The organism is Pandoraea vervacti, assembly GCF_000934605.2.
GTDB lineage: Bacteria > Pseudomonadota > Gammaproteobacteria > Burkholderiales > Burkholderiaceae > Pandoraea > Pandoraea vervacti.
Window position 1 is genome coordinate 3,297,736 of sequence record NZ_CP010897.2, and the last position, 16,803, is coordinate 3,314,538.

The window sequence follows — 16,803 nt, forward strand, 5'->3', positions numbered from 1 at the left end:
CCGATTCATGGGTTTGCGCGATGCTAGTAAGCCGCACTGGAGCGCTCGGCACCGCGCACGACCTCGATCGTGCCGCTGGCGCCTGCCCCGCCCCCGGGTGCGCGCGGTGTCGCGACCGCCGTCCGGCGTGGCGCTTCGCCCGCGAGCCCCGTCGTCGCAATCCCTGCATAGGCGCGGTTCTCCGGCGCATCGAGCGCGGCTCTGGTGTCGCCTGCCAGACCCGCCTTGCTCACGAGCACCGGCGGCGTGGGCGGGAACAACGACGTATCGGGCTTCGCATCGTCGGTCGGATTGCGCAGGGCGAGCGTAATCTTGCCCTGCTGTGCGCCCAGCACGAGACGGTTGACGTCTTCGATCGGCACGGCCACGACCGTAGAGGTCGCGGGCATGGGCGATTGCGCGTTGACGGGCGGTTGCTGGGCGGGCGGCTGGGTCGATGCGGCAGCGGCGACCGTCGACGCCACGCTGGGCGCCGCCGGCGCGGGCGTGACATCGTCGAGCGACGCATTGCCGTAGGTCAGCACGCGCACTCGCGATGCGAGCAACCGGGCCTGCGTATCGTCGGCCAGACCGACCACCGGGCCAGCTGCGGGTGGGTTCGTCTTCATCGTGAAGAAGACGTCGACGTAATCCCCGGGGCGAATGCGATTGCTCACGCCGACCGTTTCACTCACCGGAAGGGAGACGGCACGCTCGCCGGGTGCGAGTTGCATGGCCAGCCCGCGAGCCAGCAAGTTTTGCGTGACCGGCACACCGGCGGCCAGCGCGACCAGCGGCACGCGACCCACCACGTCTGCCGGAACGCTGAAAGCGCCCGGCGCCGGGCTGTCGAATTGCGCCACCTTGATGTCGTCGGCGGTGATCGGCTTGCCCGGCGTCAGCGTCTTGGCCGCCACCACGGCCGGGAAACGCTGCGTGAGCGTCTGCGTCACTGCCGACGGCGTCGCTGTCGGCGCAGGCGCGTTCGCCGTGCCCAGACGCAAGGCGAAGAGCGCGAGCAGCACGCCGGCGACAACCAGCACGGCAGCAAGAATCTTGGTGGCTTTGTTCATGGCTTGGGGCCTGTCGGCCGTTCAGTCGAAACTTGCGGGACGCCGGCGTGCCGGCGGCATGTCATTCTGTCGCTACTGTCGTGCACGACGCCCTCCGCGTGCTTGCGCTCCGAGCGATTCGGACGTTTGGGGCGATGGGGGCGATTCGTACGATTCCCCCGTGCGTTTTCCCGCACCGCCTGCGCGCCGCTTGCCGGCGCTCGTGCGCGGTCATCAACCGCCCCCGAGCGTCGAGGTATCGAGCGTGACCGCCGCCGTGCCCACGACCGTCGACGGCACCAGCGCGCCGAGGCCCGGCCAGTTCACCGTCATCGGCTGATTCAGCGTGAGCGTCACGTGAACGATGCACTGCGAGGCCGCGCCCACGCCCGACGCCGGGCAGGGATACGTCGCGTCGACCGGAAAGGTGGCCGTCACCGCCGATGCAGACGGCCACGCCAGCGTCGTGTTGATCGCCGTCGTGGCGTACCCCTGGCGCTGTGTCATCGTGCCGGCGCGCAGCATTGCCCGGCCGGCCTCGGAGGCGGCCTGCGTCAGCATCTGGCGGGCGAGAATGTTGATGGAGAACGCAACGGCGACGTAGAAGGCAGGCAGCAGGATCAGGAGAATCAGCATGAATTCCAGTGCAGCGACGCCGCGCATGTTCACCGCGCGTACGTCCCGCCACCTCGCCCTTGCCTGTGCCCCAGACCGTTTCATGACGATACCCCCCGTCGCGCACGGCGCTTTCCGGCCGTGTCTGGCGACGCGTGAACCTGCCCATTTGCGCGGCGTCGCCCGCGCCTCCCATTATTACGGCACTGCCTGCGGCAGCACTCGTCACAGCATCGTCGACAAGGCTTGCGACTTCGGGCCCTGGCGTTCCCGGCCCGAATTGCGCTCACCTCACAACGAGCGCTGCGGCCGCCAGATAGGCCCCGTAGGGCAACCCGACGCGTCCCGCGCGCCACTGCAAAATTCGTTGCCATGCACGCGATTGCGCCAGACGCCCGCGCCACCGCGCCAACCCCTTCAGCCGCCCGGTCAGCAAGATGAGCGCATGCACCCCCGCTGCGACACTGGCCAGACACCACACCGGCAACAGCACCGGATATCCGGCGATCAACCCGATGACGGCGAAAAGCTTCACGTCACCGGCAGCCATCACACCACGCCACCAGAAAGGCAGCAGTACGAGCAATCCGATCACCGCGCCCAACCCGTGAACCCACAGCACCTGCGGTCCCGTTTGCCACGCCCGCCAGCCAACCCAGACGAGGGTCGGCGCAACGACACCTATCAGCCACACGTTCGGAATGCGCCGCGCGATCAGATCTGTCATCACGATCGGCACACACAGCAGCCAAAGCAATATCAGCACAGCGCGCCTCGCTCCAGAAAATCATGGCGGCGAAGACGCCCGACACCGCCGACGCCGGCGTGCGGGCTCAGTGCGAAATCGCCGAACTGACTGCCGACGTCATCGACGCGAATGCGCTCGTCAATGCGCCACTCAGATTGGTATAAACCGTGCCGCCGATGATGACCGCCACGATGGCCGCGAGAATCCCGTATTCGAGGGCAGTCACCCCCTCTTGCCGGGACCCGCTGCGCGGGCGCCCACCGTTGCGTGCTCGATTTGCTTGCATGATTCGCTTCCTGGCGAATACGGCATCTCTCTACCTCGAACGGCACGACCGACACTATCGACATGACCTGCACGTGTGATAGCGAGTGCCTTTCCCCTTCGGCCAACGCGTCCCCTCGTCACCGCGACATTAATGGCACGCGCGAGCAGCGCCGGTTGGCTTGTCGTTCTGACGCCAATGCGCAAGCGTCTCGAGAAGCCTTGCGCAGCACCTGGGGCAGCGGTATGCGTCAGGCGCCCGCTGTGGTGATCACCGACTGGATCTTCGCGAACACGGAGGAGAAAGCCGTGCCCAGGCCGCCGGACACGGTGCCACCGATGATGACCGCCACAATGGCGGCGAGGACGCCGTACTCCAGTGCCGTGACACCGCGCTCATCCCGAGCAAACAGACGAAAACGATTTGCGAGCTTCATTTCACCCTCCCTCGATAAAGGCACCGGAGCGCCCGTTGGCAAATAGCGAGACATCACACACCCGCCCATCGGACTGAAGACGCAGTCTCGCCATATCGCTTATCAACTCTTGACTTCGGCCCTGGGCTCGTTGCGCCATCAGGCTTGCGAACCTCTTTTACGTTGTATGCCAATATTTCTCTTGCTGTTGGCACGACGTTTACAGCTGTCTGCTAATTTTTTCTGATGCTAATTTAAACTAATTCCCAAAAACTAGAGCCTTGCTTCCAATCACGTCGGCGATTGTAAAAAATCGTTACACGGATTGATCGAACAATACTCCAAAACTAAGCAATGAAACGTGCAGGAGGGAAAACCATGATTGGTGCGGCGCCACACACCTTCATGAAACGCTCTGCGCCGATTTCAGCGCACATTTAAATAACAATTCATCCAGTTAAGCGACGCCGGGGTCTGACTCTGCGGACCCCGACCTTCGCGAAGCCTCCGGGTCGTTTCGTGATCCGGTCGATCGCACCGCCGCCCGGGCGGTGTATGCCTTTTCATAAAAATACGGTTTCCTCAGCGTCGACTCCGGTCGGGCATTACCCGCACACGCCGGACTGTTTCTAATAAAACGAAAGGCAACGGCATTCTCTCGCCACGCATGGTGTTTTGCGTCTTCTTTGCTTCTCGATTGCTCTGCGTTTTGCTCCCCGTTACATCGGGCCCGTTACGTTACGTTACCCGTAACGACCCACGTAACGGGAACGCCCATTTCCCCGTTATTCGCCATTTCCCGATGGCGTTAACCCTGACTTACATCCCCGCGCGCCCAACGGCGATCTCTCGATTCAAAAGATTCTTGTTTTCCGAAACGCAAATAAATACAGGCTTTCGAGCCCGTTGCCGGAAAAACTAGAGCGCTTATTCGACTTCCGAATCGACGATTGGCACACCTCTTGCGGATATCCGTGCATCGCAACGCTGAAGATCACGAGGGACACCATGATCGTTGGCAATACCAAACAAACGATGTACGGCGCAGCGGCCATCACGGCAGAGCGTCAACGCATTGCGGCGAGGCAGCAAGGCGCTGCGGCCGACGCGGATCGTAGAGGCGCAAGCCCAGGGAGGGGCGGTGAAGAAGGCGGTGGCGTACGCGCCACCGCCACACCGACCGACGCGGCAAATGCCCGCAGCAACCGCAATACGAATTCGGCCCATGCGATGACGGGCCCCGATAGCGCAGTCGTCAACGCGCTCCTGTTCGCACTCATCGCACAACGCATGAACACCCGACTGGCAGCACAAGCCGTGCTCGCCTGACGACAACAAAGACCAGAGGACTTCATCATGAACAACATCCAACGCAACCTTCTCGCTTCCGCCGTACTTCTCGCCGTCGTATCGATGACGGGCTGCGCGAGCTCCGGCTCGGGCGGCACCAGTGGCTCGCTCGGTGACGGCGGCGGCAGCGGCACCACGGCCGGCACCGGCAGCGGCGGCGGTTCGGGCGCAGGCACCGTGCCTGACGGTTCGGGCGGCGGCACCGGTGGCGGCAGCGGCAGCGGCAGCGGAACCGGCGGCAATGGCAACGGTGGAAACGGTGGAAACGGCAACGGCGACAATGGAAATGGCGGCAATGGCAACGGCGGTACGGGCACCGGCGCGCAGACCAACCCGATCGGCACCATCGCAGCCACGGCCAGCACGGGCGTCGTCACGCAAGTCGGCAAAACGGTCAGCGATCTGGGCACCACGCTCAACAACACCAACGTGCCGCTGGTCAGCACGCAAACGAAGAGCGGTCTGGCGGGGGCTACGGTCAAGACGGGCGACGCCGTGCAATCCATCGGCAACGGCCTGACGAACGGTCTGGGCAAGCTCGGTTCGAGCAACGACGTGCTCAACCCGACCCTCACCGGCGTCACGGTCGCTGTGACCAACCTCGGTCAGGCGGGCCAGCAACTCGGCAGCGCCGTGACCGGCCTCGGGCAAACCACCGGTCTGAACAAGATCGCCCCGGTGAACAGCGTGACCACGCTGCTCGGCGGTGTGGTGAGCGCCGTGGGCGGCGCAGGCGCCGCACTCGGCACGGGTCTCACGGACACCGTGAACGCCGCGCCCGTTCAGCAGTTGACCGCCGGGCTGACGAAGACCATCACGCCGATCACGACGGTCGTGACCAATACCACGCAAACGCTGGGCAACGCGACGGGTCTCGGCACGCCGGTGAACAACCTGCTTGTGACGGTGGGCAGCAGCCTGGCGGGCGTGGGCACCAAGCTCGGCGGCCAGGTCAATAACCCGGTGGCCGCCGATCTCGGCGGCGTCGTCGCCGGCGTGGGTCACACGGTGGCAAGCCTCGGCGGCGTGGTTCACGGCACGCCGAGCAGCACCAATCCGCTCGCACCGCTCACCTCTGCCCTCGGCGGCCTGACGGGCGGCATCGGCGGCGGCACGGGCGCTACCGGCCCGCTCGCCCCGGTCACGAACCTCGTCTCCGGCCTCACAGGCGCGCTCGGCGGCGCCACGGGCGGCGGCTCGGCGAACAACCCGCTCGCCCCGGTCACGAATCTCGTCAACGGTCTGACGGGCGCGCTCAGTGGTGCCGCAGGCGGCGGCTCGACGGGCAACCCGCTGGCCCCGGTCACGACCGTCGTGTCGGGCCTGACGGGCGCCGTCGGCGGAGCAACGGGCGGTGCCTCGGGCGCCAACCCGCTCGCCCCGGTCACGAATCTCGTCTCGGGTCTGACGGGTGCGCTCGGCGGCACGCTCAGCGTAAGCGTGGGCGGCGCGGCCGGCACGGGCGGCGCCTCGGCCGGTGCAGGCGGCTCGGCGTCCGGTAGCGCCGCTTCGGGTGGCGTACTCGCCCCGGTGACCACGCTGCTCGGTACGGTAACGGGTTCGGTGGGCGGCGCAACCTCGGCCAGCGGCGCCAGCAACGGCGGCCCGCTCGCCCCGGTGACCGGCTTGCTCGGCGGCCTGCTCGGCGGCAAGAAGTAAGCGACGGCCGGCCACGCCAAACGACGTGATCGAACGCAACCGACGCCATCGACACGCCGGCAACCCGATCATGACCCGCGCGATACCACCGCCCGCCTGTGGCCGCCGCGATCCGGCCCTCGCCCCGATGCCAACGCATCGCACCGGGGCGCCCCGGATCCGGCCCGCCCGACACGCCGAACATGCGCCGCGGCACCACAGCGAGCGGCCCCGGTTTCTCAAATGGAAATAGCAGCACCTCACGGCAAGCAACGAAACCCAACGGCGTCATCGAGCGGTCCCCCGCCAGCCGACACTCAGAACGATCAAGGGAGATAGACATCATGAGCAACGCACTTCAACGCACCCTTCTGGCCTCGGCCGCCATGGCAGCCATCGCGCTTACGGGCTGCTCCAGCGGCGGCGGCGGCAGCGGCGCCACCTCCACCGGCACGACAGGCACCCCCAACGCCGTCGGCACCACGGCCTCCGGCGCCGGCGGCATCGTCAGCTCGGCCGGTAACGTGGTGAGCGCACTGGGCGATCAGGTAGCGAACACCCAGCTTCCGCTGGTGTCAGCGCAAACGTCGCAAGGCATGGGCGGCGCGCTCAAGAGCACGGGTGACGCCGTCACCGATCTGGGTAACGGCGTGAGCGCCGGTCTTGGCCAGAGCGGCACATCGGCAGACACGGTGGGCACCACGCTCAAAGTCGGACTCGCGCCTGCCATTACCGATCTGGGCCACGCCGGTGTGCAACTGGGCAGCGGCATCTCGGGCATCACGAAGGGCAACCCGCTCCAGAACACGCCGGCCGATACGCTGGTCGGCGCCGTTGGCAACATCGTAGGCACCGTGGGTCAGGCCGGCATCGCCGGCGGGGCCATCGCGAGCCAGGCATTCTCCGGCGGCCCGGTAGCGCAGGTGACACAAACCCTGTCCTCGGCAGTGAACCCGATCACCGACGTCGTATCCGACACGACCCGCACCGTGGGCAACACGACCGGACTCGGTGGGCCATTGAACGGCTTGCTCGGCACGGTCGGCAGCACGGTGGCCGGATTAGGGGTGCAGATCGGCGGAACGTCGTCGAACGGGGTCGTGAAATCGCTCGGCAACACGGTCACCGCAACCGGCAACACGGTCTCCACGCTGGGTGGCTTCGTCAACGGTTCGACATCGACCGGCTCCGCCAACCCCTTCGGCTCACTCCTTGGCGGTCTCGGCAACACCGCCGCCGGTGGCGGCGGTAGCAGTGGCGGCTCCCTCGGCTCGCTCGGCTCGCTCAGCGGCTTGCTCGGTGGCGGCAGCGGCCCGCTCGCACCGGTCACGGGCCTGCTCGGTGGCCTGGGTGGCGCCGGTGGCGGCAGCAGCCCGCTGGCGCCCGTGACGGGTCTGCTCGGCGGTCTGGGCGGTGCGACATCGGGCAGCAGTGGCAGCAGTGGCAGCAGCGGCAGCAGCCCGCTCGCCCCCGTCACCAGTCTGCTCTCCGGCGTGACGAGCAGCGCAGGCGGCAGCAGCGGCGCGACGAACGGTCTGGCCATCATCCTCGTGCCGGTCACGAACCTGCTGGGCAGCGTCGCCAGCGTCGGCAAGTAATTGATGCGTCATGTGGCTCGACGCGCACGCGCCGGGCCACGCAAGCCCCGTTACTATGTTCGCACCTCGATAATCGAGGTTTTGGCCAGCCAGGCCCGGCATGATTCCCGCCCCCAGTCGTAACCATGATCCGGGGGGTGTTGTCACCGGGTCTGGTGGGTGGCTGGTGATCGCTGATAGGGGTTTGGCACGGATATTCCGACGCCGTCCGTAACGTGGATGCCGAGACTTGCCACCAGGGTTCTTGCAGGCCAATTCACTTTTTGTGCCAACTGCAATGCATAACTTTCCACTTCATGACGCCGTCGATGTCTTCATCGGCGTCGACGTCGGCAAAGGCCACCACCATGCCGTCGCTCTCGATCGCAACGGCCGTCGCCTCTACAACAAGGCCCTGCCTAACGATGAGACCCAACTGCGCGCCCTCATCGATGAGTTGAAAGCCCACGGCCAGCTCCTGTTCGTCGTCGATCAGCCGGCTACCATCGGCGCACTGCCGCTGGCCGTAGCCCGCGACGCCGGTACGCTAGTCGCCTACTTGCCAGGTCTGGCTATGCGTCGCATCGCCGACCTGCACGCAGGCGAAGCCAAGACCGACGCGCGCGACGCCGCCGTCATCGCAGATGCCGCACGCACCATGCCGCATACGCTGCGCTCATTGCGTCTGGCCGATGAGCCGCTCGCCGAGCTCACTATGCTGTGTGGCTTCGACGACGACCTGGCCGCCCAAGCCAACCAAACCAGCAACCGCATTCGCGGCCTGCTCACGCAGATTCATCCCGCGCTTGAGCGCGTGCTCGGACCTCGCCTGGATCATCCCGCCGTGCTCGATCTGCTTGAGCGCTACCCCTCACCCGCAGCACTGGCGGCCGCGGGCCAAAAAACGCTGGCGAATCGCCTGATCAAGCTCGCACCACGCATTGGCAAGAGCTTGGCCGCCGACATCGCGCAGGCGCTTACCGAACAAACCGTAGTCGTGCCGGGTACTCATGCCGCCACGCTGGTGATGCCGCGTCTGGCCCAGCAACTGGCCGCCCTACGCAAGCAACGCGACGAGATCGCCGCCGAGGTCGAGCGCCTGGTGCAAAGCAACCCTCTTTGGCCGGTCCTGAGCAGCATGCCCGGAGTCGGGCTCAGGACCGCAGCGCGACTCCTGACCGAGGTGGCGCACAAGGCCTTTGCCTCGGCCGCCCACCTGGCGGCCTATGCTGGCCTAGCGCCGGTGACCCGGCGCTCTGGCGCCTCGATTCGCGGCGAACACCCCTCTCGACGTGGCAATAAGGTACTCAAACGCGCCCTGTTTCTCTCGGCCTTTGCGGCTTTGCGAGACCCGATCTCAAGGGCTTACTACAGTCGAAAAATCCAGCAGGGCAAGCGCCACAACCAGGCACTTATCGCGCTGGCTCGCCGGCGCTGCGACGTCCTTTTTGCCATGCTACGCGACGGCACTTTTTATCAACCCAAAACGGACCCCAGTGCTTGACGAACTACATAGGGGCACCCCCCCGACAGGAATCGATAAGGAGATGCCATGGCCCGCTTCATATCCGACACCGGCGTTCTGATGCGCGGTCATGGCGAATCCGCCCCGCAAACCTCCGAACCGCTGGCAATGCGTGAATCCGGTGACGGTTACGTCCCCCGTCACAGCCATAACACGTACGGCGCCGACACCGGCGTCGCCTCGGGAGCGACCTCGACGTCTGCTCCGTCCCATGGAACGAACGGCACCATGAGCGACCGACACACGAACCGCAACGATCTCGTCGCCGGCATCGTCCGCTCGCTCGGACGCCGGCTCGCCGTGTACACCGCGCTCTATCACGCGGCGCTTGCCGAGCAGCTCGGCCTGAACGTCACCGACCTGAATGCGCTCGACCTGATCCTCGAACTCGAATCGATCACGGCGGGCCAACTCGCCGAATTGATGGGCGTGAGCTCGGGCGGCATCACGACCGTCATCGACCGGCTGGAGCGCGCGGGCTTCGTCGAGCGCGAGAAGAACCCGCACGACCGTCGCATGGTGATGATTCACCCGATCGAAGAACGCTGTGCGCAAATCGAGCAGTTTCTATCGTCGGTATCGCGAGAGCTCACTGCGGTGAGCGCGGCATACGACCACAGTGAACTCGCTGCGATACACGATTTTCTGGTGCAGAGCATTCGCACGCTCAAGAGCGAAACGTTTCGTCTGCGCTTCGAAGCGGATCAGGACATCGCAGGTCTGGTGTCGAACACGCGCGGCACGTCGTCCAAAACCTGAGCGAGCGTCGCCGGACACCGCGCGCGAGCCAACGAAAGCCGCGCGCCATCGAGGAGAAATGTCATGTCGAAGATTCTGCATCCCACATTGCTCGTGGCGCTCGTCGCCGGCGTGATCGGCGTCACCGGATGCTCAAGTTCGGGTGGCGGCAGTGGCGCCACCGGCGACACGCCGAACAACCCGAGTACGCCAAATACGCCAAATACGCCGACCAATCCGAACAATCCGACAAACCCAAGCTCGAGCAGCAACGGCGTGGTGAGCTCGGTGGGATCGGTGGTCAGCGCCGTCGGTAATCAGGTGTCCAACACAACCATTCCCGGTGTCTCGCCGCAGGTCACGCAGGGTGTCGGCGGCGCCGTCTCGCTAACCGGCAAAGCGGTGACAGATCTGGGTACGGGGGTCGGCGACGGCCTCGGGCAACTCGGCAAGCGCGGCGCCAATCCGGTCGGCACCACGCTCGCGAGCACCGGTGGCGTCGTCTCCGATCTCGGCAACGCTACCAAGTCGCTCGGCAGCGGCGTGGCCGGCATCGGCAACAGCGGCCCGCTTGCCAACACGCCCGTGGCTGCGCTCACCGGCGTGTTGGGTAACGTCGTCACGACCGTCGGTCAGGGCGGCGTAACGGGGGGACAGGCGCTCACGCAAGGACTCACCAGTCCTCAGGTCGTCCAAGCGAGCGCGGCACTCTCCTCGGCCATTACACCCATTACGAACACGGTCGTCACCACGACACAGACGCTCGGCAACACCACCGGACTCGGCACGCCCGTCGCGGGGCTGCTCGGGACCCTCGGCGGCGCGCTCAACACGACCGGCGCCCAGGTCAAGGCCAGCGCGCCGAACGGCGTGGTCGCGAGCCTCGGCAACCCGCTGATGGCCCTCGGCAACACCGTGGCGAGCGCAGGCGGCCTTCTCTCGGGCACGACCGGAACGGCAAGCCCGAATGCGTTGGGCAATGTGCTGGCGAACGTCGGCAATACCACCGTGAGCCCCACGGCGGCCGGCAGCAACCATCCGCTCGGCGCCCTCACCGGACTGCTCAGCGGTCTGGGCGGCGCGACGGGCGCTTCCGGCAATCCGCTCGGCAGCGTCACCGGCCTGCTCGGCGGGCTGACGACCGGCACGGGATCGTCCGGCAGCAACCCGCTGGGCGCAGTGAGCGGCCTTCTGGGCGGGGTGACAAGTACGGCGGGTGGGTCGGGCAGCGGCGCCACGGCAAGCCCACTGGCGCCCGTCACGACCTTGCTGAGCACCGTCACCACGCCGCTCACGTCGCTGGCGAGCACCGGCACCGGTAGTTCGGGCAGCGCGGGCGGACTGCTCGCGCCAGTGACCGGTTTGCTTGGCGGACTCGGGAAGTAATCCGAAGGGAACGGATCGCGAGGGGGGAACGTTCGCGGGGGGCAGGCCCCGACGAACGGTGCAGGACGGCAACGCCCGGACAGTGAAGCGACACTGCCCGGGCGTTGTCGTTATGACGTCCGTGCCACGTTCCGACGATGTGCCGAAGATGTGCTTGCGACACCCGACGGGTCCCGGCCCACATGCGCAAGCGAACGATGGGAAATGAGCCATTCTTGATTTCCGCGCGCACGGGCGTCGCGCAGAATCGCTCGCCTTTGCCCTGCGCTGCCGCATACCTGGGTCACGAGCCGAGGCGGTGCCACGCGGGGGAATTTTTACCATCGCAAACGATGACTTCCATGCACATCCTGACCGGGGCGTTCAGCCCCACGTTATCTCCCTCGACTTTGACGACCCCCGCTGCCAACGAACCGGTTCACGACCCGGTCGATGGCGCGCCGGTCGACACCACGCCCTCCGCGACGCACGCGCCTGCGATGCCGGACCAATGGCCCGAGCATGTCAACGAGCGCCGCATGGCGGGCGAGCAATGGCGATCCGCATTGCAACGCATCGCCCCGCCGCCACACACCGGTATCACGCGTGGCACGAACCGGCCGCACGCGCTGAACGACCTTCTGCAGGCACTGACGCGAGCGTGGCGCGAGGCCGCGCGAAGCGCGCCGTCATCGGCCTCCTTCGGCGGCGATCCCACCGATACCGATACCGTGTCGCGCGCCAATGGGCTTCGGCAAGCGAACGCGTATCGCGAAGTGCTCTTCCAGATGACACCGCTCGTCGGCCCGGATGCCGCGCACGAGGTGGCAGAGACAACATCGAAGCTCGTGCCGATTGCACAACGCGTGGACGAAATCGACACATGGATCGAATCGAGAGGACGTCGTCACACCCCGGCCGCCCTGCTCGAACAACGCGACGCCATAGCCGCCGCGCTGGTGAACTACGACGTCTACTTCGATCACGTCGTCCCACAGATTCTGCCCTCGCGCGTGCAGCGACTGGAGAACCACGACGACAACGGTTCCGGGCAGTCGGGCCACTTCGCGGCCGTCTATGCCGATGCGCTCAGCAACAAGATCATCGTGGCCAATCGGGGCACGGAGATCGGCATTGCGGGTCGCGCGTCGGTCGACTGGATGCACAACATCCGGCAGGCGCTCGGACTCACGTCGACCCAATACGACAAGGCGGTCGGATTGGCCAGGTCGCTGGCATGGACGTACGGTGCGAAGACGCTGGTCTTCACCGGCCATTCGCTAGGCGGCGGGCTGGCGACGGCGCAGACATCCGTGGTGCCCGGCTCGCGAGGCCTGACGTTTGACAGCGCGGGCCTGCACAATCGCACGGTAGCCCGCCATTCGGCGTCGCCCGCGTCATCGCGGATCACGGCGTATTACGTCGATGGCGAAGCCCTGTCCCTGTTGCAGGAGACCGTGAAGCACGCCGAGCGGCTCGCCATGCATTTCCCGCTCGTCGGCAAGGCGATGGGCTGGGTCTCGCGCCTGATGATTCCGCGGCCGGTCGGGCAACGCATCGGCGTGCCCGCAGCGCTGCCGCCCGTCGCGCCAGAGATGCGTACGGATGTGAGTCGGTCGAGCGCGACCAGCCAGGCGCGCGACGTTGGAAACGCCAGCGACATTGACGATCCGAAGCGTGACATCCGGCCCGCCAGAGGCGTGCTGGGCGCCATCGAGAAGCACACCATGCCGCAAATGATTCACGCGCTATTCGACCGGCTGCCGAAGCGCACCGGCTCGCGCGAGGACATCGGCGCCTTGCAGGGCGTTGCGTCGTAGGCGTTACACCGTAGGCGTGAGGTGGTAAGCGTTCCGTCAAAGAAAAACCCGGACGATTTCTCGTCCGGGTCATGCGGGTCGTCCGCCGTCGTTGCGCATTACCGTGCCCGTGGGGCCCCCGGTGTCAGCGCACATCGATGCCCATCATTGCTCGCGAATCCAGGTCTGCGTGCGGCCGATGAGCGAGATACCGATGAAGCCACGAACGTCGAGCTTCTTGCCGCCGTCGACCACCGTCAGCTCGCATTTGTAATCCTTGCCGTTCTCGGGATCGAGAATGTAGCCGCCGCTATATTCGTCGCCGTCCTTCTTGATGCCGCGAATGATCTGCATGCCCAGCATCTTCTGCCCCTTGCGCGCGTCGGTGCACTTCTCGCAGACACGCTCGGGGTCGTCGTTCGGCCCGAGCCCCTTCGTGATCACCCCGACGTACTCGCCGTCTTTCTCCGAGATTGTGACGAGCGCCTTCGGCTTGCCGGTCGCGTCGTCGATGGTCTTCCACACCCCCACCGGCGAGTTTTCGTCGGCGGCCATCGCCGCATTCGCCATCCCACCGAGCAGCGCCACCGCCACGAGCGCCTGCGCACCCAGACGTCGCCAGGACGTCGCGTTCGAGATTTGCATCATGATTGTCATCCTCCCAGATACGGAATTGATTGTCGTGGGACTCACCGCAACCGCGAAGGACACATCGGAAATACGCATACCGGCGCCGGTCTTCCACGCGTGAGTCGCTTTGAAGATTACGCCAAAGGCGTGACGTCGTGCTGAGGAAGTCCTCTAGCCTTGGCGAGGGCACATCGATGCGATGTCGGGCGATGACGTCGCCCCCTGCGCCGGAAGGATGCGGTTACGGCTCGCGAATCCAGGTCTGCGTGCGGCCCAGCAAGGAGATGCCGAAATAGCCTCGAACTTCGAGCTTCTTGCCACCTGCGACGACCCGCATCTTGCACCCATATTCGCTGCCGCTATCCGGATCGAGAATCTTCCCACCGACGTATTCGTCGCTGTCGGGATCCTTGTGCAACCCGCGAATGATTTGCAGGCCCTGAAGCTTCTTGTCCTTGCGCCAGTCCGTGCACTCGGTGCAACGACGCTCCAGGCCGTCCGGTCTGCCGAGGCTTTTGGTCAACGCCCCTACGATTTCACCGTCGTGCTCGCTGATCGTGATGAGCGCTTTCGGATCGCCCGTTTCGTCAACGATGCGCCACACGCCGACGGGCGACGAGACATCCGCAGCCGCTGCGGCGACGAGCGCGTTGCCCGTGAGCATCGCGGCCACACACAGGCGTCGCCAGGACACCGCTTTCAGAATCGCATCCAAGATGGCAATCCATATGAGAAATTACAACGGCGGCAACGCAATCGCCGTCAGACGCCACTGCACGACATTTCGCCGTGTCAGCGTGAAGGTCACGACGCGCTCCGGACGGTCGCTGCGTGACACATGAACGAGAAAATGGTTGAAGTCCTGGAACTCGGTTTTGGTCGTTGTGCGCGGTGGGTTGTTCTCCGGCGCTCCCGTGCCCGCTGCGGCGGATGAATTCGCGTCGCCGTTCGTCGGCGGCGTGGCGGGTGTCGCAGGTGTCGCAGGTGCAGCGGACTGCGGCGCGCTCGGCTGTGGCGGCGCGATGTCGCGCGGTGCGGGTGCGCCAGGGGCCGGGGGCAGCCCGGTGCTGTCACCACGCAACATGGCTGCAACGGCCTGCGGTGTGAGCAGCGCCTCCACGACGCGATCCGACACCCAGCCGCCCAGTGCCAGCGCCAGCGCCCCAAACGCGTTGCCGCGTTGCTTGTCCATCTGACGCGACAGTTCGTCGTGCAAACTCGTTTTCAGACTTTCGCGCACCGCCGGATAGTCGACGTACGACGAGAGTGCGTCGGCGTCGCGGGCATTGGCGGCGTCGCGCGCACGCCATAAGGTGTAATACGGCGTACCGAAAAGCAGGCCCAGGACGACGACCAGTGCAACGACGACGACAGAAAGCTTGCGCATGGCAGGACTCCAACAGTCAAAACAGCGTCAAAACAGCGCATGGTAGGCGACCTGTGGCGACAATCGCCTGTCGACTTACATTGCTTTACAAATCTTTACAGCACGCGGGTCGCTGTCCTCTTAATCTCGAAGCGTAGCCGCAATGGACGTAACGCGCAGAGCACGCTACCGGGTCGGCAGTTCACGGCAACCTGCTTCGGCACGGTCAGTCCGCTCGTGCGCCGGGTCCACGCGGCAATTCAGGGCAGTTCAACCGACAAGGAGGTGGCGACATGCGCACGACGCGTTATGCCCGACTTGTCCGGGTGCTGTGTTTCGTCATGCTGGCCGGTGCGTCGCTGGGCGCGGCGGCGCAATCGTCGTCAGGCAACCGCTTTTTCCAGGGCTGGTTTGCACAAGGCGCCGAACGTCCTAGCGGACGCGGCGACAATCAGGGCGGCGCACGGTCTGGACCGTCTCGGCCGCAGCCACAAGAGGTGCGCCCGCAGGGCGACCTTCGCGGCGACATCTACAATCACATCCGGGAACAGCGGCAACCGCCGCCACCGCCCCCCTCGGACTCGCGCCAGCGAGGCCGCAGCGACCGGGGACGATAGGCGCGATCAGGTCAGCGACGTGTCCACGACGCGACGCGGCGCTTCGAGATATTCGAGCGACTGCATTTCCACGAGACGCGAAACCGTCCGGGTAAATTCGTGGGCCAGCGTACCCTCCGTGTACAGTTCCTCGGCAGGCACTTGCGCCGACATCAGCAGCTTGACCTTGTGGTCGTAGAAGACGTCCACCAGCCATGTGAAGCGGCGCGCCTCCGACGCCATGCGAGGCGTCATCTTCGGCACATCCGAGAGCACCACCGTATGGAAGCGATTGGCCAGTTCCAGATAATCGTTCTGCGAACGCGGTCCGCCGCATAGCGTATGGAAGTCGAACCACACCACGCCACCGGCACGGCGCAATGCCTTAAGTTCGCGCTGCTCGATATGCAGCAACGGGCTTTCGTCCGGCACACCGGCAATCTCGCTGAATGCTGCGCGCAGCGCGCGGTTCGCGTCGTTGCCAAGCGGATAGTGGTAGACCTGCACCTGCGCGAGCGTACGACGACGATAGTCGACGCCTGCATCCACGTTGAGCACGTCCAGCTTCTCTTCGAGCAGGCGGATGGCCGGCAGCACCCGGTCGCGGTGCAGTCCGTCCGGGTACAGCGTGTCGGGACGGTAGTTCGACGTCATCACGAACTGCACGCCGTTCTTGAAAAGCTCGGCGAGCAAGCGGTGCAAGATCATGGCGTCCGCCACGTCCGACACATGAAATTCGTCGAAACAGATCAGGCGATAGCGCTTGGCAATACGCTTGGCCAGTTCATCGAGCGGATCCGGCAGTCCCTTGAGCGCCTGCAATTGATGGTGGACTTCACGCATGAACTCGTGGAAGTGCAGGCGCGTCTTGCGCTGCAACGGCACCACCGAGTAGAAGCTGTCCATCAGGAAGCTCTTGCCGCGCCCTACCCCGCCCCAGAGATATACGCCCTTGGGCAGGTCCGGGTGGACGAGCCACTTCTTGAGCGTATTCGAGCGCTTGGATTTGTAGGCGGCCCATTCGTCGTAGCATTTCTGCAAACGCTCGACAGCGCGCTCCTGCGCTTCATCGGGCTTGTAGCCGCGCGCGGCCAATTCTTGTTGGTAGTATTCGCGAACGTTCATGCAGTGCGGCGACGGGCCCG

General features: G+C 65.5%; 14 protein-coding genes and 3 pseudogenes. 8 read left to right on the forward strand and 9 right to left on the reverse strand.

Annotated features, from left to right (window positions below; translation table 11 throughout):
* Positions 1–23 precede the first annotated feature (23 nt).
* The 5 genes from cpaB to UC34_RS14425 form a co-directional block, all read right to left on the reverse strand.
* Positions 24–1,052, reverse strand: coding sequence for a Flp pilus assembly protein CpaB (gene cpaB / locus UC34_RS14405; protein ID WP_044456095.1), 1,029 nt, complete (start codon positions 1,050–1,052; stop codon positions 24–26).
* Positions 1,053–1,265: 213 nt separating this feature from the next.
* The gene (locus UC34_RS14410) at positions 1,266–1,694 is read right to left on the reverse strand and encodes a TadE/TadG family type IV pilus assembly protein (RefSeq protein WP_044456096.1); all 429 of its coding nucleotides are present in this window, start codon (positions 1,692–1,694) and stop codon (positions 1,266–1,268) included.
* A gap of 238 nt (positions 1,695–1,932) precedes the next feature.
* Positions 1,933–2,412 (reverse strand): A24 family peptidase, encoded by a 480-nt coding sequence (locus UC34_RS14415; RefSeq protein WP_052811062.1) that lies wholly within the window; start codon positions 2,410–2,412, stop codon positions 1,933–1,935.
* A 67-nt stretch (positions 2,413–2,479) separates the two neighbouring features.
* Positions 2,480–2,680 (reverse strand): Flp family type IVb pilin, encoded by a 201-nt coding sequence (locus UC34_RS14420; protein WP_044456098.1) that lies wholly within the window; start codon positions 2,678–2,680, stop codon positions 2,480–2,482.
* Between the two features lie 229 nt (positions 2,681–2,909).
* Complete coding sequence (locus UC34_RS14425) at positions 2,910–3,095, reverse strand: Flp family type IVb pilin (protein WP_044456100.1); 186 nt, start codon at positions 3,093–3,095, stop codon at positions 2,910–2,912.
* Between the two features lie 987 nt (positions 3,096–4,082).
* Between UC34_RS14425 and UC34_RS14430 the strand changes: the two genes are divergently transcribed.
* From UC34_RS14430 to UC34_RS14460, 8 genes and pseudogenes are all read left to right on the forward strand, one after another.
* Positions 4,083–4,403 carry a hypothetical protein gene (locus tag UC34_RS14430; RefSeq protein ID WP_044456101.1) on the forward strand — a complete coding sequence of 107 codons (321 nt, stop codon included), beginning with the start codon at positions 4,083–4,085 and terminating at the stop codon, positions 4,401–4,403.
* An 84-nt stretch (positions 4,404–4,487) separates the two neighbouring features.
* A pseudogene (locus UC34_RS26235) lies at positions 4,488–5,402 on the forward strand (collagen-like triple helix repeat-containing protein); the annotation flags it as partial.
* Positions 5,403–5,504: 102 nt separating this feature from the next.
* Positions 5,505–6,083, forward strand: a pseudogene (locus tag UC34_RS26240) (collagen-like triple helix repeat-containing protein); the annotation flags it as partial.
* Between the two features lie 323 nt (positions 6,084–6,406).
* Entirely contained in the window at positions 6,407–7,660 is a 1,254-nt protein-coding gene (locus tag UC34_RS14440) for a collagen-like triple helix repeat-containing protein (protein ID WP_052811063.1), read from the forward strand.
* A 219-nt stretch (positions 7,661–7,879) separates the two neighbouring features.
* Positions 7,880–9,143, forward strand: a pseudogene (locus UC34_RS14445) (IS110 family RNA-guided transposase).
* A gap of 48 nt (positions 9,144–9,191) precedes the next feature.
* Entirely contained in the window at positions 9,192–9,923 is a 732-nt protein-coding gene (locus UC34_RS14450; RefSeq protein ID WP_052811064.1) for a MarR family winged helix-turn-helix transcriptional regulator, read from the forward strand.
* Between the two features lie 63 nt (positions 9,924–9,986).
* Positions 9,987–11,288, forward strand: a complete 1,302-nt coding sequence (locus UC34_RS14455; RefSeq protein WP_052811065.1) for a collagen-like triple helix repeat-containing protein — start codon at positions 9,987–9,989, stop codon at positions 11,286–11,288.
* Positions 11,289–11,629: 341 nt separating this feature from the next.
* On the forward strand, positions 11,630–13,087 hold the full coding sequence (locus UC34_RS14460) for a Tle-like phospholipase domain-containing protein (protein ID WP_044456103.1): 1,458 nt from the start codon (positions 11,630–11,632) through the stop codon (positions 13,085–13,087).
* Between the two features lie 144 nt (positions 13,088–13,231).
* Here UC34_RS14460 and UC34_RS14465 read toward each other — a convergent pair whose 3' ends face one another.
* From UC34_RS14465 to zapE, 4 genes are all read right to left on the reverse strand, one after another.
* Entirely contained in the window at positions 13,232–13,714 is a 483-nt protein-coding gene (locus UC34_RS14465) for a DUF2147 domain-containing protein (RefSeq protein WP_084070659.1), read from the reverse strand.
* A gap of 223 nt (positions 13,715–13,937) precedes the next feature.
* Complete coding sequence (locus tag UC34_RS14470; RefSeq protein ID WP_044458203.1) at positions 13,938–14,360, reverse strand: DUF2147 domain-containing protein; 423 nt, start codon at positions 14,358–14,360, stop codon at positions 13,938–13,940.
* Positions 14,361–14,432: 72 nt separating this feature from the next.
* Complete coding sequence (locus UC34_RS14475) at positions 14,433–15,083, reverse strand: DUF2939 domain-containing protein (RefSeq protein ID WP_052811066.1); 651 nt, start codon at positions 15,081–15,083, stop codon at positions 14,433–14,435.
* 602 nt (positions 15,084–15,685) lie between these two features.
* A complete protein-coding gene (gene zapE / locus UC34_RS14485; RefSeq protein WP_044458205.1) occupies positions 15,686–16,783 on the reverse strand; it encodes a cell division protein ZapE in 1,098 nt (365 codons plus the stop codon).
* Positions 16,784–16,803 lie beyond the last annotated feature (20 nt).